22 protein-coding genes and 1 pseudogene are annotated in these 22,010 nt (G+C 71.4%); 13 read left to right on the top strand and 10 right to left on the bottom strand.

Annotation, left to right across the window (positions count from 1 at the left end):
- The first annotated feature begins 30 nt into the window (after positions 1–30).
- The 4 genes from ABZZ74_RS15885 (at position 31) to ABZZ74_RS15870 (ending at position 2,996) form a co-directional block, all read left to right on the top strand.
- Complete coding sequence (locus ABZZ74_RS15885; protein ID WP_356765120.1) at positions 31–834, top strand: SAM-dependent methyltransferase; 804 nt, start codon at positions 31–33, stop codon at positions 832–834.
- A 128-nt stretch (positions 835–962) separates the two neighbouring features.
- Positions 963–1,205: a DUF397 domain-containing protein gene (locus tag ABZZ74_RS15880; protein WP_356765118.1), complete on the top strand. Its 243-nt coding sequence runs from the start codon at positions 963–965 to the stop codon at positions 1,203–1,205.
- Between the two features lie 234 nt (positions 1,206–1,439).
- On the top strand, positions 1,440–2,261 hold the full coding sequence (locus ABZZ74_RS15875; protein ID WP_356765116.1) for a helix-turn-helix transcriptional regulator: 822 nt from the start codon (positions 1,440–1,442) through the stop codon (positions 2,259–2,261).
- Between the two features lie 123 nt (positions 2,262–2,384).
- Complete coding sequence (locus ABZZ74_RS15870; RefSeq protein WP_356765114.1) at positions 2,385–2,996, top strand: DedA family protein; 612 nt, start codon at positions 2,385–2,387, stop codon at positions 2,994–2,996.
- A gap of 56 nt (positions 2,997–3,052) precedes the next feature.
- Here ABZZ74_RS15870 and ABZZ74_RS15865 read toward each other — a convergent pair whose 3' ends face one another.
- The 3 genes from ABZZ74_RS15865 to ABZZ74_RS15855 are packed head-to-tail and all read right to left on the bottom strand — an operon-like array spanning position 3,053 to position 8,809.
- The gene (locus ABZZ74_RS15865) at positions 3,053–4,594 is read right to left on the bottom strand and encodes an alpha-L-fucosidase (protein WP_356765112.1); all 1,542 of its coding nucleotides are present in this window, start codon (positions 4,592–4,594) and stop codon (positions 3,053–3,055) included.
- Between the two features lie 20 nt (positions 4,595–4,614).
- Positions 4,615–6,465, bottom strand: a complete 1,851-nt coding sequence (locus ABZZ74_RS15860; protein WP_356765110.1) for a beta-N-acetylhexosaminidase — start codon at positions 6,463–6,465, stop codon at positions 4,615–4,617.
- Positions 6,458–8,809 (bottom strand): alpha-L-fucosidase, encoded by a 2,352-nt coding sequence (locus tag ABZZ74_RS15855; RefSeq protein ID WP_356765108.1) that lies wholly within the window; start codon positions 8,807–8,809, stop codon positions 6,458–6,460. Before ABZZ74_RS15855 ends, ABZZ74_RS15860 begins: the two co-directional genes overlap by 8 nt.
- Before the next feature lie 248 nt (positions 8,810–9,057).
- Between ABZZ74_RS15855 and ABZZ74_RS15850 the strand changes: the two genes are divergently transcribed.
- Both ABZZ74_RS15850 and ABZZ74_RS15845 read left to right on the top strand, forming a co-directional pair.
- Positions 9,058–10,401: an amidase gene (locus ABZZ74_RS15850; RefSeq protein WP_356765106.1), complete on the top strand. Its 1,344-nt coding sequence runs from the start codon at positions 9,058–9,060 to the stop codon at positions 10,399–10,401.
- Between the two features lie 22 nt (positions 10,402–10,423).
- On the top strand, positions 10,424–10,960 hold the full coding sequence (locus ABZZ74_RS15845; RefSeq protein WP_356765104.1) for a GNAT family N-acetyltransferase: 537 nt from the start codon (positions 10,424–10,426) through the stop codon (positions 10,958–10,960).
- A gap of 33 nt (positions 10,961–10,993) precedes the next feature.
- Here ABZZ74_RS15845 and ABZZ74_RS15840 read toward each other — a convergent pair whose 3' ends face one another.
- The gene (locus tag ABZZ74_RS15840) at positions 10,994–11,395 is read right to left on the bottom strand and encodes a VOC family protein (RefSeq protein ID WP_356765102.1); all 402 of its coding nucleotides are present in this window, start codon (positions 11,393–11,395) and stop codon (positions 10,994–10,996) included.
- Between the two features lie 98 nt (positions 11,396–11,493).
- Here ABZZ74_RS15840 and ABZZ74_RS15835 point away from each other — a divergent pair, with 98 nt between their 5' ends.
- Positions 11,494–12,507, top strand: coding sequence for a WYL domain-containing protein (locus tag ABZZ74_RS15835; RefSeq protein ID WP_356765100.1), 1,014 nt, complete (start codon positions 11,494–11,496; stop codon positions 12,505–12,507).
- 10 nt (positions 12,508–12,517) lie between these two features.
- Here ABZZ74_RS15835 and ABZZ74_RS15830 read toward each other — a convergent pair whose 3' ends face one another.
- Complete coding sequence (locus ABZZ74_RS15830; RefSeq protein WP_356765098.1) at positions 12,518–12,706, bottom strand: hypothetical protein; 189 nt, start codon at positions 12,704–12,706, stop codon at positions 12,518–12,520.
- A 72-nt stretch (positions 12,707–12,778) separates the two neighbouring features.
- Between ABZZ74_RS15830 and ABZZ74_RS15825 the strand changes: the two genes are divergently transcribed.
- Positions 12,779–13,114 (top strand): hypothetical protein, encoded by a 336-nt coding sequence (locus ABZZ74_RS15825; protein ID WP_356765096.1) that lies wholly within the window; start codon positions 12,779–12,781, stop codon positions 13,112–13,114.
- 76 nt (positions 13,115–13,190) lie between these two features.
- On the top strand, positions 13,191–13,832 hold the full coding sequence (locus ABZZ74_RS15820; RefSeq protein WP_356765094.1) for a LysE family translocator: 642 nt from the start codon (positions 13,191–13,193) through the stop codon (positions 13,830–13,832).
- A 14-nt stretch (positions 13,833–13,846) separates the two neighbouring features.
- Here ABZZ74_RS15820 and ABZZ74_RS15815 read toward each other — a convergent pair whose 3' ends face one another.
- Together ABZZ74_RS15815 and ABZZ74_RS15810 are read right to left on the bottom strand one after the other, a co-directional pair.
- Positions 13,847–14,329, bottom strand: coding sequence for a GNAT family N-acetyltransferase (locus ABZZ74_RS15815; protein WP_356765092.1), 483 nt, complete (start codon positions 14,327–14,329; stop codon positions 13,847–13,849).
- A gap of 59 nt (positions 14,330–14,388) precedes the next feature.
- A complete protein-coding gene (locus ABZZ74_RS15810) occupies positions 14,389–14,613 on the bottom strand; it encodes a hypothetical protein (protein WP_165954984.1) in 225 nt (74 codons plus the stop codon).
- A gap of 326 nt (positions 14,614–14,939) precedes the next feature.
- On the opposite strand from ABZZ74_RS15810, the gene ABZZ74_RS15805 reads away from it, so the two are divergent.
- The 4 genes and pseudogenes from ABZZ74_RS15805 (at position 14,940) to ABZZ74_RS15790 (ending at position 18,680) form a co-directional block, all read left to right on the top strand.
- Positions 14,940–16,034 (top strand): ATP-binding cassette domain-containing protein, encoded by a 1,095-nt coding sequence (locus tag ABZZ74_RS15805; RefSeq protein ID WP_356765090.1) that lies wholly within the window; start codon positions 14,940–14,942, stop codon positions 16,032–16,034.
- Positions 16,035–16,119: 85 nt separating this feature from the next.
- Positions 16,120–17,349, top strand: coding sequence for a permease (locus ABZZ74_RS15800; RefSeq protein WP_356765088.1), 1,230 nt, complete (start codon positions 16,120–16,122; stop codon positions 17,347–17,349).
- Positions 17,350–17,444: 95 nt separating this feature from the next.
- Entirely contained in the window at positions 17,445–17,840 is a 396-nt protein-coding gene (locus tag ABZZ74_RS15795) for an HD domain-containing protein (RefSeq protein ID WP_356765086.1), read from the top strand.
- Between the two features lie 25 nt (positions 17,841–17,865).
- Positions 17,866–18,680, top strand: a pseudogene (locus ABZZ74_RS15790) (SDR family oxidoreductase).
- 17 nt (positions 18,681–18,697) lie between these two features.
- On the opposite strand, the gene ABZZ74_RS15785 reads toward ABZZ74_RS15790, so the two are convergent.
- The 3 genes from ABZZ74_RS15785 to ABZZ74_RS15775 form a co-directional block, all read right to left on the bottom strand.
- Positions 18,698–18,937, bottom strand: a complete 240-nt coding sequence (locus tag ABZZ74_RS15785) for a hypothetical protein (protein WP_356765084.1) — start codon at positions 18,935–18,937, stop codon at positions 18,698–18,700.
- Positions 18,938–19,010: 73 nt separating this feature from the next.
- A complete protein-coding gene (locus ABZZ74_RS15780; protein ID WP_356765082.1) occupies positions 19,011–20,504 on the bottom strand; it encodes an SDR family NAD(P)-dependent oxidoreductase in 1,494 nt (497 codons plus the stop codon).
- A 102-nt stretch (positions 20,505–20,606) separates the two neighbouring features.
- A complete protein-coding gene (locus ABZZ74_RS15775) occupies positions 20,607–21,941 on the bottom strand; it encodes a wax ester/triacylglycerol synthase family O-acyltransferase (protein ID WP_356765281.1) in 1,335 nt (444 codons plus the stop codon).
- Positions 21,942–22,010: the final 69 nt, after the last annotated feature.

Here is a 22,010-nt window from a genome sequence, read left to right as displayed (position 1 = left end):
GCGCCGCCCACTTCGTGTGACGCTTTGCCCATGACTTCCGAAGAACCGGAGGCCGACCGGCTGCATCCCGACCAGCCCCACTCGGCCCGTGTGTGGAACTTCCTGCTGGGCGGCAAGGACAACTACGCCGCCGACCGGCAGGCCGGCGAGATGATCCTGCAGATGTTCCCGGACATCGCGCTGCTCGCCCGTCTCCAACGGCGCTTCCTGGTCCGCGCGGTGCGCCATCTGGCCGCCGACGCGGGCATCCGCCAGTTCCTGGACATCGGCACCGGACTGCCCACGGTCGACAACACCCACGAGGTCGCCCAGCGGTTCGCGCCCGACAGCCGCATCGTCTACGTCGACAACGACCCGCTGGTGCTGGTGCACGCCCAGGCCCTGCTCACCAGCACCCCGGAGGGTGCCTGCGCCTACCTCGAGGCCGATGTCCGCCAACCCGACCGCATCCTCGAAGGGGCCGCGCGGACCCTGGACTTCGACCGGCCCGTCGCCCTGACCATGCTCGGCATCCTGGGGCAGATCCCGGACTCCGACGAGCCCGAGGCGCTCGTGGCGCGCTACCTGGACGCCCTCCCTCCGGGCAGCCACCTCGCCCTGGCCGACGGCACCGACACCAACGACACGCTCAACCAGGCGATCTCGGTCTACAACGCCAACTCCGCCAGCTCCTACCACCTGCGCAGCCCGGAGAGGATCGCGGCCTTCTTCGACGGACTCGACCTCGTCGAACCCGGCATCGTCCCGACCTCCCAGTGGCACCCCGAGCCGGTCGACGTGGGCCGCTCCCCCTCCGAGGTGGACGCGATCTGCGGCATCGGCCGTAAGGCCTGACGACCAGAGGCCCTCAAAGTGCGAGACCGGAAAACGCAATTACCGCTGCAATTGCAGACGATCTTGGTAGTGTCGTAGCGACGCAACCGCGGTGACTGCCGGGCGAGTTGATCTCGAAGAGGCCTCAGATGCAGCACGTGAGCAACGGCACGCCGGCCGACCGGCTGACCGGGGTGGTCTGGCGAAAGAGCCGGCACAGCAACCCCGAGGGCAACTGCGTCGAGCTCGCCGTGCTCCCGGACGGCAGCGTCGCGGTACGCAACTCCCGTCACCCCCAAGGTCCGGCACTCGTGTATCCCCGCGCCGAGATCTCCGCTTTCGTCCGCGGTGTGAAGGACGGCGACTTCGACGGCCTACTCCCCGGTCGTTGACGTCGGGCACACCCGCGGACGGCCGGAGGGCCCGGTCGACGACCGACGCCCTCCGGCCTTCTCACGCCCTGCGGCGGTACGGCGACGCGGTGCTACGCTCCTTGGCGAGTCACGACGTAACGCACGGCGGCGGCCGAGGGGATGACCATGGCGGCAGCAGCTCGACCAGAACCCGTTCCCCCTGATTCCCAGGTACTCAGCCTCAGGCGCGGCGGCCCGACCGTGCAGCGCATCATGCTGGGCACCCGTCTGCGCCGGCTGCGCGAGTCCCTCGGCATCTCCCGGGAGCGGGCCGCCTCGGAGATCCGCGCCTCGGACGCGAAACTGTGCCGCATGGAACTGGGCCGCGTCGGCTTCAAGGTGCGTGACGTCGCCGACCTGCTCACCCTCTACGGCGTCCACGACACCGCCGTACGCGAGGAGTTGCTGGACTCGGTGCGGCAGGCGAACCAGCCCGGCTGGTGGCGGGCGTACGGCGACGCCTTCCCAAGCTGGTTCGAGCAGCACCTGGGCCTGGAGGAGGCAGCCTGTCTCATCCGCACCTACGAAGTCCAGTTCGTGCCGGGCCTGTTGCAGACCACCGCGTATGCCGAGGCCGTCGTCCGGCTCGGCCGCTCCGTCAGCTCCGAGGACGCGGTCGAGCGCCGTGTCACCCTGCGGATGACCCGGCAGGCGCTGCTGTCCCGCCCGGACGCGCCCAGGCTGTGGGTCGTGGTGGACGAGGCGGCGCTGCGCCGCCCGCTCGGCGGGACCGAGGTGATGCGCGACCAGCTCCGGCACCTGATCGAGGCGGCCGGCCTGCCCAACGTGACCGTCCAGGTGCTCCCCTTCCACGTGGGCGGTCACGCGGCGGCGGGCGGCCCGGTCACGGTGCTGCGCTTCCCGGTCCCGGACCTGCCCGACATCGTCTACCTGGAACAGCTCTCCAGCGCCCTCTACCTGGACAAGCCCGAGGACGTCGACCACTACCTCGCGGTCATGGACCGGCTCACCCTGGTGGCGCTGTCGGCGGCGGACTCGGTGGGCTTCCTCGAGAAGGTCCTGGCCGAGACCTGAGGAATGCGACGCCCGCACATCCTCCTGCGCCGCCCGACAGGGGACGAGGAGACCTCCGCGCCGTGAAGGAGACCTCCGCGCCGTAACGGGGTACTCGACGGCCGCGGGGAAGGGAGTCGGCGGATGAGCGCTGTCGCCCACTGGCTCGCGCATCTGTCCGGGCCCGTGGTGTACATCGTGGTCGCGGGCCTCGTCTTCGCCGAGGACGCGTTCTTCTTCGGGTTCGTCCTGCCCGGGGAGACCGCGGTGATCGTCGGCGGGGTGCTGGCCCGGCAGGGCGTGGTCGACCTGGTCTGGCTGGCCGTCGCCGTGGTCCTGGCCGCGATCGCCGGGGACGGCGTCGGCTACGAGCTCGGCCGCCGCCTCGGCCCCCCGGTCCTGCACAGCCGCCCACTGCGCCGGCACGCCCATGGCGCGGACAGGACACGCGACCTGATCCGCCGGCGCGGCCCGGCGGCCGTCTTCATCGGCCGCTTCGTCGCCCTCTTCCGCTCCCTGGTCCCGGCGATGGCGGGCGCCTCGGGCATGCCGTACCGCCGCTTCTTCCTCTACAACGCGCTCGGCGGACTGGTCTGGGGCGTCGGCAACGCAGTCCTCGGCTATGCGGCGGGCGCCGCCTACGAGCGGGCCGAGGGTCTGGTCGGCAAGACCATGGCGCTGGTGGCGGCCGTGCTGGTGGTCGTGGCCCTGGTCGTCTGGCGGGTCCGCCGCCACCGCCGGAGCCGCGAGGACTGAGGCGAGCGGCCACCAGGTCGCCGACGGCCTGGTGACCGCCCTGACCGAGTACCCCGTCAGACCTCGGACCGGTACAGCCCGAACTCCGCGATCCGTACGGCACCCCGCGCACCCGTCACCCGCACCCGCCACCGACGGGCCGTGACGGGCTCCGGCAGCAGCAGGATGCGGCTCGCGCCGATCGTTCCGGCCGTGGCCGCCCGGACCCAGGCGGCGCCGCGCCAGGCCTCGACGACGAAGCCCTCGACCTGCTGGCCGTACCGGATGTCCTCGGCGAGACGGACGCGGTCCACCTCGTGCGCGGCGGAGAGATCGACCTGGACTCCGGCCGCGGTACGGGTGGTGCGGGCGCCCCGGGCCAGGTCGCGCGGGAGCTCGCGTTCGACGCGGGCGCGGAACTCCCGCAGCCGGACGACGTCGGTGTCGTGCAGCCGGCCGTCCGTGTCCGGCGGGACGTTGAGCAGGAGTACCGAGTTGCGGCCCACCGAGCCGAACCAGATCTCCGTCAAGTCGTCCACCGACTTGGGGAGTTGGTCGGGGTGGTAGAACCAGCCGTCCCGGATGGACACATCGCACTCGGCGGGCCACCACTGCAGGTAGTCCGTCCTGGGCTGCGCGGTCACGAGCGCGTCGCGGCTTCCCTCGTCGGGGGTGTCGTACGACAGCGCCCAGTCGGTGCGCCCGTACTGGTTCTCCTTGACCGGGATGACGCTCCACTCGTTCTCACGGGCCAGCCCGTCCTCGTTGCCGACCCAGCGCAGGTCGGGCCCGGTCACGGCGATCGCGGCGTCCGGTGCGAGGGCGCGGACCAGGGCGTACCAGCTGTCCCAGTCGTAGTTCTCCACCTTGTCGGGCGGGATGTGGCCCTGGGCGCCGTCGAACCACACCTCGTCGACCGGGCCGTATTCGGTGAGGACTTCGTAGAGGGTGTTGAGCATGTGGGCGCCGTAGTCGGTCCCTTGGAGGGTGTGGAAGCGGTCCGGGGCGCGGTCGTCGCCGTCGACCAGGGTGGGGATGGTGCGGGCGGTGCGGGCGCTGCCGTTGGCGTAGACGCCGTGCAGGTACTGGTTCTCGTCGGCGGGTGAGATGTAGACGCCGACCTTGAGGCCGTACCGGCGCATGGAGTCGGCGAAGGAGCGCAGCACGTCGCCGTGGCCGCCCTGCCAACTGCTCGATGCCACCGAGTGGTCGGTGTAGCGGGAGGGGTAGAGGACGAAGCCGTCGTGGTGCTTGACGGTGAGGATCGCCAGCCTGAACCCGCCGTCGCGCAGGGCGCGGGCCCACTGGTCGGTGTCCAGGCCGGTGGGCTGGAAGACGTTCGGGTCCTCGTCGCCGGTGCCCCACTCCAGCCCGGTGAAGGTGTTCACGCCGAAGTGCAGGAAGGCGGTCCGTTCCAGGGCCTGCCAGGCGATCTGCCGTGCGGTGGGCCGGACTTGGGAGGCCTTGCGGACCAGCTCCTCGGGGGTGTCGTCGGGGCTGACGGGGATGCGGGAGCGGTCACCGGGCGCGCTCGCCGCGAACGCGGGGAGGCCGGGTGCGGCGAGCGTGGAGACCGATGCGACGGCGGTGGTGACGAACAGGCGTCTGGAGAGAGCCATGAAGGGATCGGACTCCTCGGTCAGTGGGCGGTGAGGTGCCAGACGGCGGGTGGGCGCTGGTCGGGCGGGTACTGGACGACCCGGCCGTCGTCGCTCACGGTCAGCGCCATCTGCGTGATCGCGTTGACCAGCTCATAGCCTCCGGCGGCGCGGTGGAGCTGCCAGCGCTGCAGGGTGCTGGAGGCGTCACAGGCCGTCCAGGTCGCCTCGACTCCGGGCTGGAGCGGCGCGTTGAGCGTGAGCTTGCCGCCGTTGATCGCCAGGCAGCCGTCAGGGGAGCGCAGGCTCGCGTATCCGTCCGTGGTGCGGGCGAGTCGGGCCGTGAAGGTCTGTCCTGCGGTACGGAAGGCGTACGTACCCTCCGCCACCGGCAGCCGCGTCAGATCCCGCCAACCGGGCGCGTGCCCGACCGCCGTCCCCCGTGCGGTGAACTCGGCGTAGGTGGCGTCGGGATGCGGATCGCCCCAGGTGACCTGCGCGATGTGCCGTAGCGCGGGCCAGAGTTCGACGGCGACCTCGTTCTCCGTCTGGCCGCTGCCGTTGTCCGGCCACAGGCTGATCTTCGCCCCGGTGATGCCCTTGCTGGACGCCACCTTCTCCCCCTCGAAGCTGCGCGGATCCCACCCCTGGTCGTACAGCGACGCGGTGTCGCTGTGGAACCCGCCGCGGACCAGGTACAGCGAGTAGGCGGCGTTCTCGACCTGGTAGCCCTGGGCGATGAGCGCGCTGGGCTTCACGGCGACGTTCAGCCAGTGCTCGACGGTCGTCCCGGCCGCCACCGGCACGGTGTTGGCGCCGGTCAGCCCGTCGTTCCAGATGCGCAGCCGCTTGCCCTTGCTCGCCGCGTACGCCTGGACGCGGTTGATGAAGTCCACGTACGCGTCCTGCGGGGTGGCGTTCGGCCCGTACTTCTCCCGCGCGTACTTCAGCATCTGCGGGTACTTGGCGTAGTCGGAGCCGAGCATGTACTCGTCGGCGCCCATGTGCCAGGACTTCGCGGTGAAGACCTGCGCGTACTCGTCCATCAGACCGGTGTAGTAGTCGAAGGCGGCCTGCTGGGTGACGTCGAGGCGGGCGGGCTGCTTGTCGCCGTCGGAGTCGGTGAGTTGCAGGTCCGGGCGGTTCTCGATCCACGGGTCCATGTGGCCAGGGGAGTTGATCTCCGGGATGATCTCCACGTGGTACTTGTCGCCGAGGGCGACGAGCCGGCGCATCTCGTCCTTGGTGTAGTAGCCCCAGGTGTTCGCCTCGGGATGCGCGTCGCTCTTCACCTTCAGCTCCAGGAGCAGCTGGTTGAGCTTGTGGTACGCCATCTCGCGCACCAGGTTCTCCAGCCAGGGCAGCGTGATGTGGATGTAGCAGGCGCACACGCCAACGCCCCGCTCCTGGTAGCGCGGTACGTCGACGGTCCGTCCCGCCGGTATCCGATCGCCCTGCGCGAGGAGTTGGAGGAGGGTGCGGGTGCCGTAGAAGGCGCCGGTCTCGGTGGCGGCGGTCACCGACAGCCGCTTGCCGGCGGTGAGTTCGTAGCCCTCGGCGCCGAGCGCGCCGCGCGGCGGCTGGACGTCGACCACGATGTCCCCGGTGCGTGCGCCGCCCGGGACGACGGGGACGCTGCCGTGCCCCGCCGCGCGCAGATCGTCGGCGAGTGTGTCGGCGACCCGCCGCTCGGCCGGGCTGTCGGCGACCAGCCGGACGCCCTTGCCGTACACGTAACTTCCCTGTCCGGCCTTCCAGTTGGCCAGCGCCGGCACAGTGACCGGAACCGTCGGCTGTGCCTCCCGGGCGACCGCCTGGACCGGCGTGACGAGCAGCGTCAGGGCCGCCGTGACGCCGAGCAGCCGCAGCAGTCTCTTCCTGATCTCACCCATGCCACTCCACCTTGAACACCCACACGTGCTGTCCCGCCTTACGGGCTGTCTCCGGTACGTCGATCACCAGCGCCCCCTTGCTGACGGTCCAGGTGAGCGGACGGTCGTGGCCGAGCAGGGTCACCTTGTCGCCGGGCCGGATCGGCACGGGCGCCTCGACGGTGAGCTTCGCTCCCGGCCTGGTCAGGGAGTGGATGTAGAAGGCCTCGTTCGGGCGGACGGTGAAGCGCAGGTCTTCGCCGAGCTGCGCCATCCGCGACCAGTACGTCGTGTCGTAGACCGCCTCGCCGTTGACCTTCAGCCAGGCGCCCGTCTCACGCAGCCGGGTCTGCAGGATCGGCGCGATGGTGCCGTCCGCGCGCGGGCCGATGTCGAGCAGGAAGTTGCCGTTCTTGGAGACGATGTCGACGAGGCTGTGCACGACCTCCTCGGCCGTCATGTAGGCGGCGTCCGGGGTGGCCTGGTTGTAGCCGTAGCTGAAGGGGTCGAGGCCGCGGCTGGACTCCCACTTGGCGACGACCGTGTTGTCGTACGTCGTGTACTCGGGCGTCGTGAAGTCGTGGAAGGCGATACCTGAGCGGTTGTTGACGGTCACGTCGATGGGACGGGCCCGGTTCTTGGCGTGGTTGAAGTACTCGGCGAGCACGTGGAGGCTGTCGTTGACGCCGCCGATGTCGCACCAGATGAGCTCGGGGTCGTAGCCATGGATCAGTTCGAGCATCTGCGGCGCCTGGTAGTCCCGCACGAAGTCCTTGCCCGCGGTGTATCCGGTGTACGGGACCGGGTCCAGCGTGTAGGGGTTGCGCGGGGCGTGGCCCATCCACGGGTTGTCGGGGTTGAACCACTCCGGCATGGAGAAGTAGAGGCCGCGGTGGAGTTCGGGGGCGTACCGCCGCGACGCCTCGAACAGCTCCTTGACCAGGTCCCGCTTCGGGCCCATCTTCACGGCGTTGCGGTCGGACAGCTTGGTGTCCCACAACGCGAATCCCTCGTGGTGCTTGGAGGTCAGCACGTGGTACTGGGCGCCGGCTTCCCGGAACAGTTCCACCCACGCACGCGGGTCGAACTTCCGCGCGGTGAACCGCGGGATGAAGTCGTCGTAGGCGAAGTCCTCGCCGTAGGTGTCCCGGTGGTAGGCGTACGTGGGGTTGGTGGGGTCCTGCATCTGGTCCCAATACCACTCGGCGTACTGCTTGCCGACGGGCGCCCAGGCGGGCACCGAGTAGACGCCCCAGTGGATGAAGATGCCGAACTTGGCGCTCTGGAACCAGTAGGGCGCCTGATGGCCGTCCAACGAGGCCTCGGTGGACTGGTAGTCGGCGACACCGAGCGTCAACCCGCTCTGCCAGCTGGTCACCTGACGTCCCCTGCCGTGCACGCTCACCGAACCGTCCCGCTGCGTTCCCGGCGCGGTGCCCGTCCGGTTGCGGATGCCGACGCGGACGCGGGCCTGCTCGCCGGGGTCGAGGCGGCGGACCCTGGCGGGCTCGACGGTGCGGGCGCCGGGGACGTCGACACGGACGGACACCTCGTCGCCGGCGAGGATCGCGACGGTGCCCGCGTTGACGACGGTCGCCTCGACGCTCTGGGCGCCGGTGGACTCCAGCAGGGAGTTGGTGGAGTGGGCGTCGCGCAGGGTCAACGCCGCTCCCTGGGCGGCGGGTTGGAGGGTGAGGGCGAAGACGTGCAGAGAGGCCTTGCCGGCCTCGGCGGGGTTGGTGACCGGCAGGGTGATGGCGACGGCCTCGCGCTGCGGGTCGGTCCACACCTCAGAGGTGCCGATGCCGACGCCGTGCTCGTCCTTGCTGCCGTCCGGCGCGTAGCGGTACGGCGCCGACAGCGAGCCGCCCGCCGCGTACCAGTCGGCCCCGCCCAGACCGGCGGTGGAGGTCGAGCCGTCAGCGTAGTGGACGGTGGCCTTCCCGGAGGCGTCGCCGTAGCTGCCGGACGTGAGGAAGACGGCGGAGAGATAGCGGCCGCGGGGCAGGTCGACGCGCTGGCCGAGCGCGACCACGTTGTTCTTGGCACCCGCGGTCGAGGCGGGGAAGTCGAAGGGCACTCCGTCGACCTCGACGCGTCCCGTGGGAAGTTCCTCGCCGGGGAAGGTGTAGCCGGAGCCGTCGAAGTCGCCGCCGCGGGCGGTGGCGGTGTCGATGCCGTCGTTGTCGTAGAGGGAGTCGAGCGGCACGGGAACGGGGTCGGGGACGGGGACCCAGCCCGCTGCGGCCTGGCCACCGGCCGGCTCCGCCGCGTCGGCCTCGCTCGCCGCGGTGAGGGGAAGGGCGCCGGCTGCGGTGACGGCCACCGCGGCGCCCAGGACCTGACGTCTTGGATACGGACTCATGAGCGGCTCCAATTCATCGGATGTCTGATCATTGGGTGGGCTCAGGAGCCTGTCAATGACACATCCGCACACGGCAGTTGCGCCATTGATCCGATGACCTGCGGGTCAGTGACCGGCGGCCGGTGAAAAGTCCAACAACAGCGGTCCGAATGTCCAAGCGCCGGTGCTCTCGACGCCGGGCGCGCGGCGGGGCAGAGTGCACTCCATACTCACGAGTAGCCCACGCACCGCACTCCCGAGGAGCCCCCGTGACCAGCTGGGTCGGCCGCACCGCCACCGAGATCGCCGCCGCCGTACGCGAGAAGCGGGCCACGCCGCGCGAGGTGGTGGCCGAGCACCTCGAACGGATCGAGCGGCTCGACGGACGCGTCGGCGCCTTCCGGGTCGTACGGGCCGAGGCGGCGCTCGCCGAGGCCGACGAGGTGGGAGCGCGCGGCGATCTGGCCGAACTGCCGCTGGCCGGTGTGCCGGTGGCGGTCAAGGACAACCTCGCCGTGCGCGGAGAGTCCAACCGCGTGGGCTCCGCCGCCACCCCGGACACCCCGACCACCGAGGACCATGTCACGGTGGCCCGGCTGCGGGCGGCGGGCGCGGTGGTCGTGGGGCTGACGAACGTGCCGGAGCTCTGTGTCTTCGGCACCACCGAGGGCGTGCACGGCACCGCCCGCAACCCCTGGGACCTGACCCGCACGGCGGGCGGCTCCTCCGGCGGCAGCGGCGCAGCGGTGGCCGCCGGCTTCACGCCGATCGCCCTCGGCAACGACGGCATGGGCTCGCTGCGCATCCCCGCCGCAAACTGCGGCCTGGTCACCATCAAGCCGGGCTACGGCATGGTGCCCGCGGGCATCGGCGACGGCGACTGGTTCGGCATGTCGGAGAACGGCCCACTCGCCACGACGGTCGAGGACGCGCGCCTGATGCTGTCGGTCCTGGCGGACCCGGACGCGCTGCGGCCGTCCGAGCCGGGCATGCGCAGGGTCGCCGTGTCGCTGCGCAGTCCCCTGGTCGGCGTCACCGTCAGCCGGCCGTACGCCACCGCCGCCCGGGACGCCGCCGGGATCCTGATCAAGGCCGGTCACCAGGTGCGCCGCGCCGACCCGCCCTACCCCGCCTCCCTGAGCACGACCTCCCTCGCGCACTGGACGGCGGGCACGGCGGTGGACGCCCAGGGCCTCGACCGGCGTCTGCTGACCCGGCGCACCCGGGTGCACGCGGCCGTCGGGCGCCGCTTCCTGAGCTCCGTCCGGGGCGGTGACAGCCGGGATCGCCTGCGCCGCCGTATGGAGCCGTTCTTCGAGGAGTACGACGTCCTGCTGACCCCCGCGCTCGCCCGCCGCTCCCCCAAGGCAGTGGCCTGGCACGAGCGGGGCTGGCTGGCCAACATCCTCGCCAACACCAACTACTCGCCCCTGACGCCCCCGTGGAACCTCACCGGCTGGCCGGCGATGTCCGTCCCCTTCGGCACCCTCCCCTCCGGCGCCCCCTGCGCGGTCCAGCTCGTGGGCCGCCCCGGCTCGGAGGCGACCCTGCTGGAACTGGCGGAACAGCTGGAGAAGTCACATCCGTGGCAGCGGACGGCACCGCTGGACTGAGGGTGCTGTTACGGTCCCTCACATGGCCGAACTGATCGCTCCCACCGTACGGTTGCACTCCTCCTGGATCGCGGCGCGTGACGAGTGGCCGGGTGCTCATCAGGACGGGGCCGGTCTTCGTCTGGTGGGTGACGAGGACCTCGACAGCCCGGAGGGGTTCGCCTCCTGGGTCGAGCGGCTGCGGCAGCAGTCTGACCGATCGCGGCCGGTCGGAGAGGGGCGCGTGCACGCCAGCCACTGGTGGATCGTCGACGGCGGGACCTACCTCGGGGCCATCGACCTCCGGCACTATCTGAACGCCTTCCTGCTGGAAGGCGGCGGACACATCGGCTACAGCGTCCGGCCCTCCGCCAGGAGGCGCGGACTCGCCACGTGGGCACTGGGAGACGTCCTCCGCAAGGCGCCGGCGCTCGGTCTGGACCGGGTCCTCCTCACCTGCGACGACGGCAACGTCGGCTCGGCGCGCACCATCGAGAGCAACGGTGGCGTCCTCGAGGACGTACGCAGCACCGAGGCCGGACTCAAGCGCCGCTACTGGATCGCCCTCGCCCCCCGTTGAGGCGCACGCCCGGCGCCCCGCGGCTCGTGCTCCTCACGCCCGTTCCTGCCGCCGTACCGCCTCGGGCGTCACCGGGGTGAAGAAGTTGATCAGGTTGCCGTCGGGGTCGCGGAAGAGGAGGGATCGGTTGCCCCAGGGCATCGTCGTGGGCTTCTGGACGAACTCGACGCCCAGTGACTCCAGTCGGCGGTGTTCCGCGTCGACGTCGGTGACCCGGAACTCGGTGATCACGGTGTCGTTGGCGGCCGGGCGGGCCGAGCCGGCCCCGAACAGTGCCACGGTGCGCTCGCTCGCGACGGCCAAGGTGCAGCACGACGTGACGAGTTCGGCGAAGTCCGGGGTCGACCAGGTCGCCGGTACGGCTGTGACCTGCTCGTAGAAGGCGACGAGGCGGGCGACGTCGTGGGTGATCACGCGGATCGAGACGAAGTTCATGAGGGCTCCTGTCAGAAGGGTGCCGGATGAAGGGACGTCCCGAACGCTAGGACCGATACCGGACAGGTTCCGCCCGGTATACGAGGCAGACTTGTCGGGTGACCACATCGACCGCCCGGGTGCTAGCCCTGCTGGAGATCCTTCAGGGAGGTGGCACCCGCACCGTCCCCGACCTGGCCGCCCGCCTCGGCGTCGACGAACGCACCGTCCGCCGCTACGCCGGCCACCTGCTGGAACTCGGCGTACCGGTCGAGTCGGTGCGCGGCCGCTACGGCGGCTACCGGCTCGCCCCCGGCTACCGCATGCCGCCGCTGATGCTCACCGACGAGGAGGCGCTGGCCGTGCTGCTCGGTCTGCTGGCCGCCCGGCGCACCGGGCTGGTCCCCGCGTCCGCCGCGGCCGGTGAGAGCGCGGCGGCGAAACTGCGGCGCGTCCTGCCGAAGCCTCTCGGCCGACGCCTGTCGGCGCTGCTGGACACGGCCGACTTCACCGCGCCCGCCCGCTCCGGCACCGCCCCCGGGACGGACATCCTGCTCGGACTCGCCGAGGCGGCGCTGCACCGGCACCCGGTGGAGATCACCTACACCGACCGGCAGGGCCGCGTGAGCGACCGGACCGTGCTGCCGTACGGCCTCGTGGCCCATTCCGGACGCTGGTACCTGACCGCCGCAGATCCGGGCGCCGGCGACGGGGAGACGCGCACCTTCCGGCTGGACCGCATCGCCGCCATGACCGTCCGGCCCGGATCCTTCGACGTCCCGCAGGCGTTCGATCCGGTGGCCGCCGTGCAGGACGGCCTGGCGCGGACGCCGTGGACCCACGACGTGTCCTTGCGCGTCCGCGCCGACGTCCGGCACATCCGCACCCACCTCCCCGCCCACCTCGCCACCGTGTCCGCCCTGCCGGACACCGACACCGACACCGACACCGACACCGACACCGAGGGGCAAACCGGCTGGGCCCGCGTCCGGATCCGGGCCGAACGCCTGGAGTGGATTCCCTCTGTCCTGGCCGCCCTGGACCGCCCGTTCGTCATCGAACGCCCCACGGAGCTGCGCACGCTCGTACGGGCGCTGGCCGACCGCCTCCACGAGCACGCGAGCGCCGACTAGAACGGGCCGGTCATGCGGTGCCGGTCCGCGGGTCCAAGGACGCGGGGTGGGTCTGCTCGACCCGGTCGCGCTCGGTGTACAGGTCCCAGTAGTACTCGGCGAGGTCGTCGGGGTCGACGACGGGGAGCTGCGAGGCGTCGAAGGTCGTTTCCCCGTCCTGGGACGCGGCGGCCTGCGCGCTCTCGCTGCCGGTGATCATGGCGCCGATGGAGACGGTGCCCGCGTAGATGCCCTGGTCCGCGAGTTCGCCGTTGAGGGAGTAGACCCCGCCGTGGCCGACGTGGTCGGCGCCCGCTACCCGGGTGCCGAGCGCCTGATGGCCGTGTGCGACCGCACGTTCGACACCTCCCGGCGGATCATCGAGCGGGCCCAGCGCGCGGGCGCCCTGCGGCCCGACTTCACCGGCGAGGACCTGATCTTCGTCCTCGCCACCACCGCCACGCTGGCCCGCGCCATGTCCGACACCGCTCCCGACGCCTGGCGCCGCAACATCGCGTTCCTCCTCGACGGCCTGCGCACCGAGGCCGTGCACCACCCGCTGTCGACCGGCGCGCTCACGCAGCAGGAGCTCTACGCAGCGATGGGCACCCTCACGAGCGAGACCTGACGCGCCGGACCGCCCCCTGCGATCCTCGGCGAAAACCCACTGGAAAGCAGGGTGCCCGCCCTGCTTCCATGGCCGCATGATGTCCACCGACCGTCTGCTCGCCTTCGCGGCGCTGTCCTTCCTGCTGATCGTGATTCCCGGCCCGAGCGTGCTGTTCGTGATCGGGCGGGCGCTCGCGCAGGGGCGGCGGGCGGCGCTGACCACCGTCGTGGGCAACACGCTCGGCGCGTATCTGCTGGTCGTGGCCGTGGCGGTCGGGATCGGGTCCGTGGTGGAGCGCTCGGTGCTCGTCTTCACGGTGCTCAAGCTGGCCGGTGCCGCCTATCTGGTGTACCTCGGCGTCAAGGCGTGGCGTGCCCGCGGTTCGCTGCGGGCCGCGTTCTCGGGCGCGGAGGCGGTGACCCACAGCGGACTGCGCACCTTCTGGGAGGGGTTCGCGGTCGGCGTGACCAACCCCAAGACCATCGTGTTCTTCGCCGCCGTACTGCCCCAGTTCGTCGAGCGCGACCGCGGGCACGTCACCCCGCAGATGCTGCTGCTCGGCCTGGTCTTCAACGCCATAGCGCTCGCGTCCGACAGCGTCTGGGGGCTGGTGGCCGCCACCGCGCGCGACTGGTTCGCCCGCTCCCCGCGCCGCCTCTCCCTGGTCGGCGGGGTGGGCGGCCTGACGATGATCGGCCTGGGCGTGACCGTGGCGGTGACGGGCCGCAAGGACTAGGGCAGGACGGAGTTCTACAGCGCCCGGTACATGATGTGCAGGCCCACCCGGCCGTGCCTCGGGTGGTCGAAGGCCTCCGGTACGGTGCCCAGGATCGTGAAGCCGAGGGACAGCCACAGCTTGACCGCCGGGTTGGTCTCCACGACCGCGTTGAAGACCATGCCGCGATAGCCGTCCGCCCGGGCCTCGGTCAGGACGTGCTCGGCGAGGGCGCGGCCGATGCCGCGGCCCGCCTGGGCAGGGTCGACCATGAAGCCGGCATTGGCGATCCGGGCGGCGGGTCCACCGTAGTTGGGGGTGACGAAGGCCGAGGCGACGATCGCGCCGGTCTCGTCCTCGACGACGAACACACGCTTGGCCGGCCCCATCCACAAGGACCGGGCCACCTCCTCGGAGGTGGCCCGGTCCCAGGTGTAGGTCTCGCCGGCGGCGACGATACGGTGCCAGAAAGGCCAGATGCGCGGCCAGTCCACGGCCGCGGCTTCCCTGATCTGCATGGGCGTGAGTCTGTCACGCCCATGCGGTCGGCGATCGCGAGGTTCCTGCTCGCGCGACGTCAGTCGATGCTGGGCAGGATGTGCGGCTCGGCGAGGTCGTCCTCGTAGCCCGCCAGGCGGATGGGGGCGGACCGGGCCCACACGTCCAGGCTGCCGAGCTCGCCGGGCCGGCGGCCTGCGCGCTCCGTGCGTTCCTTGGGGCGCTGTTCGCGATTCGTCTTCTCCGGTGTCACCGCGCACTCCTTATGTGTCGGGTCACCCTCGGGGCGTGCCGGCCACTTCACGGTCCGGCTCCTGACGCCCGCTCGGGTGTGAGTCGAAAGCAGTTCGGACGCGGTGGCGCCGGTAACTCGTGTGAGAACAGGCCGTTGTCTGCCGGCCCGCCCCGGGACGGACGTGGGTGTGGGTGGGACCCGGTGGTGCTGCCCGTCAGCTCCAGATTAACCAAATGAGCGGCCCCCCGCTCTATGGGGCCTGAAAACTTGGCGTTACCGTTGCAAGTCGCCCTGTTTGCTCCGTTCTTTCCTGTCACTCGTTCGGCCCAAGGGCGTGCCGAACGCCAACGCCCGTTCCACTCTTGGTCCCAGGACCTTCCGGGAGGGGGGCCGTCATGGCGTCCGTCACCTTCGACAAGGTCACCCGGCGCTTTTCGTCGGGCGGCCGTCCGGCCGTCGACTCGCTCGACCTCGAGATCGAGGACGGTGAGTTCATGGTGCTGCTCGGACCCTCCGGGTGCGGAAAGTCGACCTGTCTGCGTCTGCTCGCCGGGCTCGAGGACGTCGACTCGGGATCCATCCACATCGGCGTCCGGGACGTCACCCATCTTCCGCCCCCGGACCGCGACGTCGCGATGGTGTTCCAGAACTACGCGCTGTACCCGCATTTGTCGGCTGCCGACAACATCGGCTTCGCCCTGCGCATCGCCCGCATGCCGAGACGGCACGCCAGGCAGCGGGTGCGGTTCGCCGCCTCCGTACTCGACATCGAGGACTACCTCGGGCGCCGGCCGAGGACCCTGTCGGGCGGCGAGCGGCAGCGGGTGGCGACGGGGCGGGCGCTGGTACGGGACCCGCGGGCGTATCTGATGGACGAGCCGCTGTCCAACCTCGACGCCCGGCTACGGGTGGAGACCCGCAGGCAGATCGTCCGGATGCAGCACCACCTCGGCATCACCACGCTCTACGTCACCCACGACCAGATCGAGGCGATGGCCATGGGCGACCGGCTGGCTGTGCTCAGGGACGGAGTGCTGCAGCAGGTGGGCAGGCCACGGGACGTCTTCGCGCGCCCGGCCAACACCTTCGTGGGCGGTTTCGTCGGCTCGCCCGCGATGAACCTGTTCCGGCTGCCGCTGTCCGGGCACGGGGTGCGGCTTGACGGCCTGGAGGTGCCGCTGCCCCGAGCGACCGTGCGGGCGGCCGCGGCCGAGGGGGCGGACGCGATCGTGCTCGGCATCCGGCCCGAGGGGTTCCGGGTGCTCTCGGCCGAGGACGACTGGAGCCCCGCCCTGGACCTGGTGGTCGAGTCCGTCGAGGACACCGGCGCCGCCGTATTTCTCCACACGTCCGCCGGGAACCTCGGGCACGTCGTCGTCCGTCTCCCCGGCCGCCCCACGCACGGCAGGGGCGCGCGGCTGCGGGTGAGCGTGCGCGGCGACGCCGTGCACGCCTTCTCCGCGGTGACGGGAGAACGGCTTCCCCCCTGATTGCCCTCCAATTCCCCTCTGACTATTCATACCCCCAGGGGGTACAGTCGCGTGGACGGGAGTCACACCGAAGGGCTGGGACCTCATGGACGCCATCCTCCACGCGCTGTCCATCACCGGATCGATGACCTGGGAGATCACCTGGGCCCTGGTGCTGGGCTTCGCGCTGTCCGCCGTCGTCCAGGCGGTGGTGCGCCGCTCCACGATCGTCCGGCTGCTCGGCGACGACCGGCCCCGCACCCTGACCCTCGCCGCGGGCCTGGGCGCCGCCTTCTCGTCCTGTTCCTACGCGGCGGTCGCGCTCGCCCGCTCCCTGTTCCGCAAGGGCGCGAACTTCACCGCGGCGATGGCCTTCGAGATCGCCTCGACCAACCTGGTGGTCGAACTGGGTGTGATCCTGGCCCTGTTGATGGGCTGGCAGTTCACCCTGGCGGAGTTCACCGGCGGCCCGGTGATGATCGTCCTGCTCGCCGTGCTGTTCCGGTTGTTCCTGCGCGAGCGCCTGCTGCGCCAGGCCCGCGAGCAGGCCGAACGCGGGATCGCCGGATCCATGGAGGGCCATGCCGGGATGGACATGTCGGTGGGCGGCGAGGGGTCGTTCGTACGGCGGCTGCTGTCCCGGAACGGGTTCACCTCCGTCTCCCACGTGTTCGTCATGGAGTGGGCGGCGATCCTGCGGGACCTGGTGGTGGGGCTGCTCATCGCGGGGGCGATCGCGGCCTGGGTGCCCGACTCCTTCTGGCAGTCCTTCTTCCTGGAGGGGCATCCGCTCGCCGCGAAGATCGTCGGTCCGCTGCTCGGCCCGCTGGTGGCCATCGCCTCGTTCGTCTGCTCCATCGGGAACGTGCCGCTGGCGGTGGTGCTGTGGAAGGGCGGCATCAGCTTCGGCGGGGTGGTCGCGTTCATCTTCGCCGACCTGCTGATCCTGCCGATCCTGAACATCTACCGGAAGTACTACGGGCCGCGCATGACGGCCTTCCTGCTGGCGACCTTCTACGCGGCAATGGTCCTCGCCGGTTACGTGGTGGAGCTCGTCTTCGGCGGCCTCGGGCTCGTGCCGGACCAGAGCAGTGCGAAGATCCCCGACGAGGGTGTCTCCTGGAACTACACGACCTGGCTCAACATCGTCTTCCTGCTGCTCGCGGCGGTGCTGGTGTGGCGCTTCGCCCGCACGGGCGGGGCGGCGATGCTGCGGATGATGGGCGGAGCGCCCGGCGACGCCGACGCGGAGCACGATCACGGGCAAGGTGACCACTCCGCACACGCGCACCACGAGCATCACACGCACCAGGACGGTCATCACGGACAGCACTGAAGTGGCCACGCAGTTCAAGTGCCGTTGGCCGAATCGAAACACGGCCATGATCTGCTGACGGACGGCAACGGCTTGTCCGGCGGGAGGACTGACGCATGGAGCTGCGCAGTGTCGAAGAGCTGATGGATCTGCTGCACGCCTGCCGGCACCAGCACGCGCTGCGCACCGCCGCGTTGCTGCGCCGCAGCCGACCCGCCGACAAGGAACTCCAGGTGGCGGGCCTGGTGCACGACATCGGGCAGCTGATCTGCCCCGGCGACGAACGCCTCGGCGCCGAGCGCGCCGCCGAGGCCGTACGGCCCCTGCTCGGCGAGCGTGTCTACCGTCTCGTAGGCCGGCACGGCCCCGCCCACGACGACGACCTCCTGCGGCTGCGGCTGGCGGACGAGGAGAGCCGGACCGCGGGCCTGGACGCCGGGGTTCTGGAAGACTGGCGCACGGTCCTGGAACTCGTCGCCGCGCGGAACTCCCGTCTCGGGGCTGTCGACTGACGGTCCGTCATGAGACGGTACGGCGATGACGTCGTCGTATGCGCAGGACGGGCTGAAGGGCAGGGCTGCCGTCGTCACCGGCGGGACGCGCGGCATCGGGCGGGCGGTGGCCGAGCGGCTGGCCGCCGCCGGGGCGCGGGTGTGCGTGACCGCGCGGGACGCGGAGGACGTGCGGCGCACGGCCGCCGAACTGGACGGCATCGGCGTGAGCGGCAGCGTCGCCGATCCGGGGCATCTGCGGGAAGTCGTCGAGGCCGCCATGAGCACGTTCGACCGGATCGACGTCGTGGTGAACAACGCGGCGACGAACCAGCCCTACGGGCCGCTCATGGAGGCCGACCCCGACGCCTGGGCCGCGGCCTTCGCGGTGAACGTCGAGGCTCCGCTGCGGTTGGTGCAGGGGGCCTGGCGGGCGTGGATGCGGGAGCACGGCGGCCGGTGGTGAACGTCTGCACGGAGGGCGCCGGGCATGTCGGCCCGAACGTCGGGGCCTACGGCACCAGCAAGGCGGCGCTGCTGCACCTCACCCGGCAGCTCGCGGGCGAACTGGCGCCGAAGGTGCGGGTCAACGCGGTCTCCCCCGGTCTGGTGCGCACCGAGATGGCCCGGTTCGTGTGGGAGCCGGGCGAGGAGCAACTGGCCGCCGCGCTGCCGCTCGGGCGGATCGGCGAGCCGGACGACATCGCGCGGGCGGTGGTGTGGCTGGCCTCGGACGCGGCCGAGTGGATCACCGGCGCGGATCTGCTGGTGGACGGGGGCACTCGCGTCAGGACGGCGTACTCCGGACCGGAGTACGCCGTCCACGACCGGCTTCGCTCATACGCACCACCTCGCTCATGACGGTGGCTGTGGCTCCCTCACGGGAACAGCGCGATACCCAGGATGATCACCAGGACGATGCAGGCGACGAGGGCGACCGTGGCCCACGTGCCGCGGTGCTTCACCGGGGTCGTTTCCCCACTGCCGGCGCCGCGCGGCCGGTCCTCGGGCAGTTCGGCGTTGTCGGGGCGGTCGTTGCCGTAGAACTGTTCGTCGGTCGGATACCGGTTGCGCGGGTCGTCGTGCGCTCGCGGATCAACACCGTGTGGACTGCTCATGGTCACTCCCTGACGCGGTTATCACCAGGGGGCGGGTTCCCGGCAGGCGCCGGGCCACACGCACGATCGCGGATCACCACTTCCCGGGCGCGTAGTCCTTCAGGAAGACGCCGTACAGGTCCTCGCCCTGTTCGCCGCGCACAATCGGATCGTAGACCCGCGCGGCCCCGTCGACCAGGTCGAGCGGTGCGTGGAAGCCCTCCTCGGCCAGGCGCAGCTTGTCGTAGTGGGGCCGCTCGTCGGTGATCCAGCCGGTGTCGACCGAGGTCATCAGGATGCCGTCGGTCTGGAACATCTCCTGGCCGCTGGTCCGGGTCACCATGTTCATGGCGGCCTTGGCGGCGTTGGTGTTCGGATGGCCCGCGCCCTTGTAGCCGCGGCCGAAGACGCCCTCCATGGCGGACACGTTCACGATGTAGGCCCGCTTGCCGGGCGCCCGGCGCGCGGCCTCGGCCATCGCCGGGCGCAGCTTGCTGATCAGGATGAACGGCGCCGTGTAGTTGCACAGCTGGGTCTCGAGCAGCTCCACCGGGGAGATCTGCTCGATGGTCTGCACCCAGGTGTTGGTCTCGACGACGTCCGGGACCAGGCCGCCCGCGTCGATGGCGGTGCCCTCGAGGTGCCGGGCGACGCTGGCGTTGCCGGCGACCAGGGCGAGGTCGGCGACCTTCTGGGCGTCGAGGCCGCTGGTGCCGAGGGGCAGTGCGGCGAGGCCGTCGACCGCGCCGGAGTTGAAGGCGCCGATGACATGGTGGGCGGGCAGCTCCCCGGCGGGCAGCGGGGCGCTCTCGCCGTCGACCAGGGCCGCGTACGCGGTGGGCAGACGGCGCACGGTCTGGGTCGCGTTGTTGATCAGGATGTCCAGCGGGCCGTTCTCGGCGACCTGGTCGGCCAGGGCCACGGCCTGTGCCGGGTCGCGCAGATCGATGCCGACGACCTCCAGCCGGTGCATCCACTCCGCCGAGTCGTCCATGGCCTTGAAGCGGCGGATGGCGTCCTTGGGGAAACGCGTGGTGATCGTGGTGTGCGCGCCGTCGCGCAGCAGGCGCAGCGCGATGTACATGCCGATCTTGGCGCGGCCGCCGGTGAGCAGGGCCCGCTTGCCGGTGAGGTCGGCGCGGGCGTCGCGCTTGCCGCGGTTGAGGCGGGCGCAGTCGGGACAGAGCTGGTGGTAGAAGTAGTCGACCTCGACGAACCGGGTCTTGCAGGTGTAGCAGGAGCGCGGGCGCTGGAGTATCCCCGCGATCCTGCCCTCCTCGGTGACCGAGGACGGCAGGATGCCCTCGGTCTCGTCGTCGATGCGCTGGGCGGAGCCGGTCGCCGTGGCCTCGGTGACCGCCTTGTCGTGCGCGGTCTTGGCGGCCCGGCGCTCCTGGCGGCGGCGCTGCTTCACGGTGCGGTAGATGCCGGCGGTGGCCCGGCGCACGGCGATCGCGTCGGGGTGGTCGACCTCCAGCTTGTCGAGTTCCTCCAGCACGCTGAGGCAGACGGCGAGCCGCTCCGGGTCGATGCCGGGCCCGTACACGACCTCGTCCATGGCCGCCGGGCCGTCCTCTGTCACCGTCATCGCGCTGCCGTTTCCCTGATCACCGAGCGGCGCTCCGATCGCACCCGCTGTCGAAGGGTGGATTTTACGGAGCTCCGCCCCGGTCCTCCAAACTCGTCCTGATCAGGAACCGCACGCCGTGATGAGGGTCTCGACCTCCGCGGTGAGGGCCGCGGCCAGGCGGTCCAGGTCCGGTACGGCCTTGGCGTCGGCGACGAGGCCGTAGTGGACGTGGCCGCGGTAGGTGGAGACGGCGACCGCGAGTGCCTGGCCGCGGGCCAGCGGGGCGAGCGGGTAGACCTCGGTGACCGGGTTGCCGCCGAGCTTCAGTCCGATGCTGGGCAGCGGGACGCTGGTGACCAGGATGTCGAACCAGAGCCGGGCGGCCTGGCCGGCCAGCGGACCGCCGAGCCTGAGGCCCAGCGGCGGCACATGGTCGGCGAGCAGCGCGACGGCGCCCGCGCCCCGGTTGGGCCCGGCGTCCTTGTTGCGGCCCATGGCCGCGCGCACCGTGCCGAGCCGGCCGAGCGGGTCGGGGTCGTCGACCGGGAGCCGTATCAGGTACCCGGAGAGCCGGTTGCCCTGCGGGGTGGCGGTGCGCGGGCGGCGCTTGGAGACCGGGATCAGGGCGCGCGGCCGGACGCCCTCGCTGCCGTCGCCGCGCTCGTCCAGCCAGCGGCGCAGGGCGCCCGCGACGACCGCGATGAGCACGTCGTTGACGGTGCCGCCCTCGGACTTGCGGACGCGGTGCACGTCGTCGAGGTCGATCACGACACCGGCGGTGCGGCGCCTGCCGGTGGGCTCGGCGGCCAGGGCCGACGAGGAGCGCACGCCCAGTCCCGACACGGCGAGGGACGCGCCGATGTCGAGGGCGCGCCCGGCGTCGGACACGGCGCCCCTGACCAGCTCCGGCAGTCTGCGCACATCGGGCAGGACACCGCGCCGGGGCTCCTGGGGGCGCGGTCGGCGCTCGGGCAGGTCCATCGGGTCCAGCACGGCGGCGGCGAGCGTCAGCGCCCGCAGCCCGTCGGCCAGGGCGTGGTGGAACTTGAACAGCACGGCGAAGGAGACCCCGTCCTCCCCGGGCAGCACATGCGCCTCCCACGGCGGCCGGCCGCGCTGGAGCGGACGCTCCATCAGGCGGCCCGCCACCGTGTGGAAGTCGGCGGTGGGGGCGTGCAGCCGGACGTGGTGCAGGGGGTCGAAGGCGGGGTCGGGCTCCCGGGTGGCCCCGCCGAAGGCCAGCGGCCGGAAGGAGAAGGGCTGCCATACGTCCCTGATCCGCATCCGCAGCCCGGGCACCGCCGCGGCCCGGGCGGCGAGCAGGTCGGCGGCATGGGCGCCCGCGGTCGGAGAGTGGGCCGAGAAGACCCCGAGGGCGCCGAGATGCATGGGGTGCTCGGCGGACTCGATGTTCCAGAACGCCAGGTCGAGAGGAGCGAGCAGGTCAGAAGTCAATGGCTTGCCTCGCATCGACGAAGGGTGAGCCAGCAGTCAACCCCCGACAAGCGATTACGGTCAAGTGCG

The organism is Streptomyces sp. NPDC006476, assembly GCF_040612015.1.
Classification (GTDB): Bacteria; Actinomycetota; Actinomycetes; order Streptomycetales; family Streptomycetaceae; genus Streptomyces; species Streptomyces griseorubiginosus_B.
The sequence above is the reverse complement of the archived record's forward strand: the minus strand, read 5'-3'. Positions and strand labels throughout refer to the sequence as shown.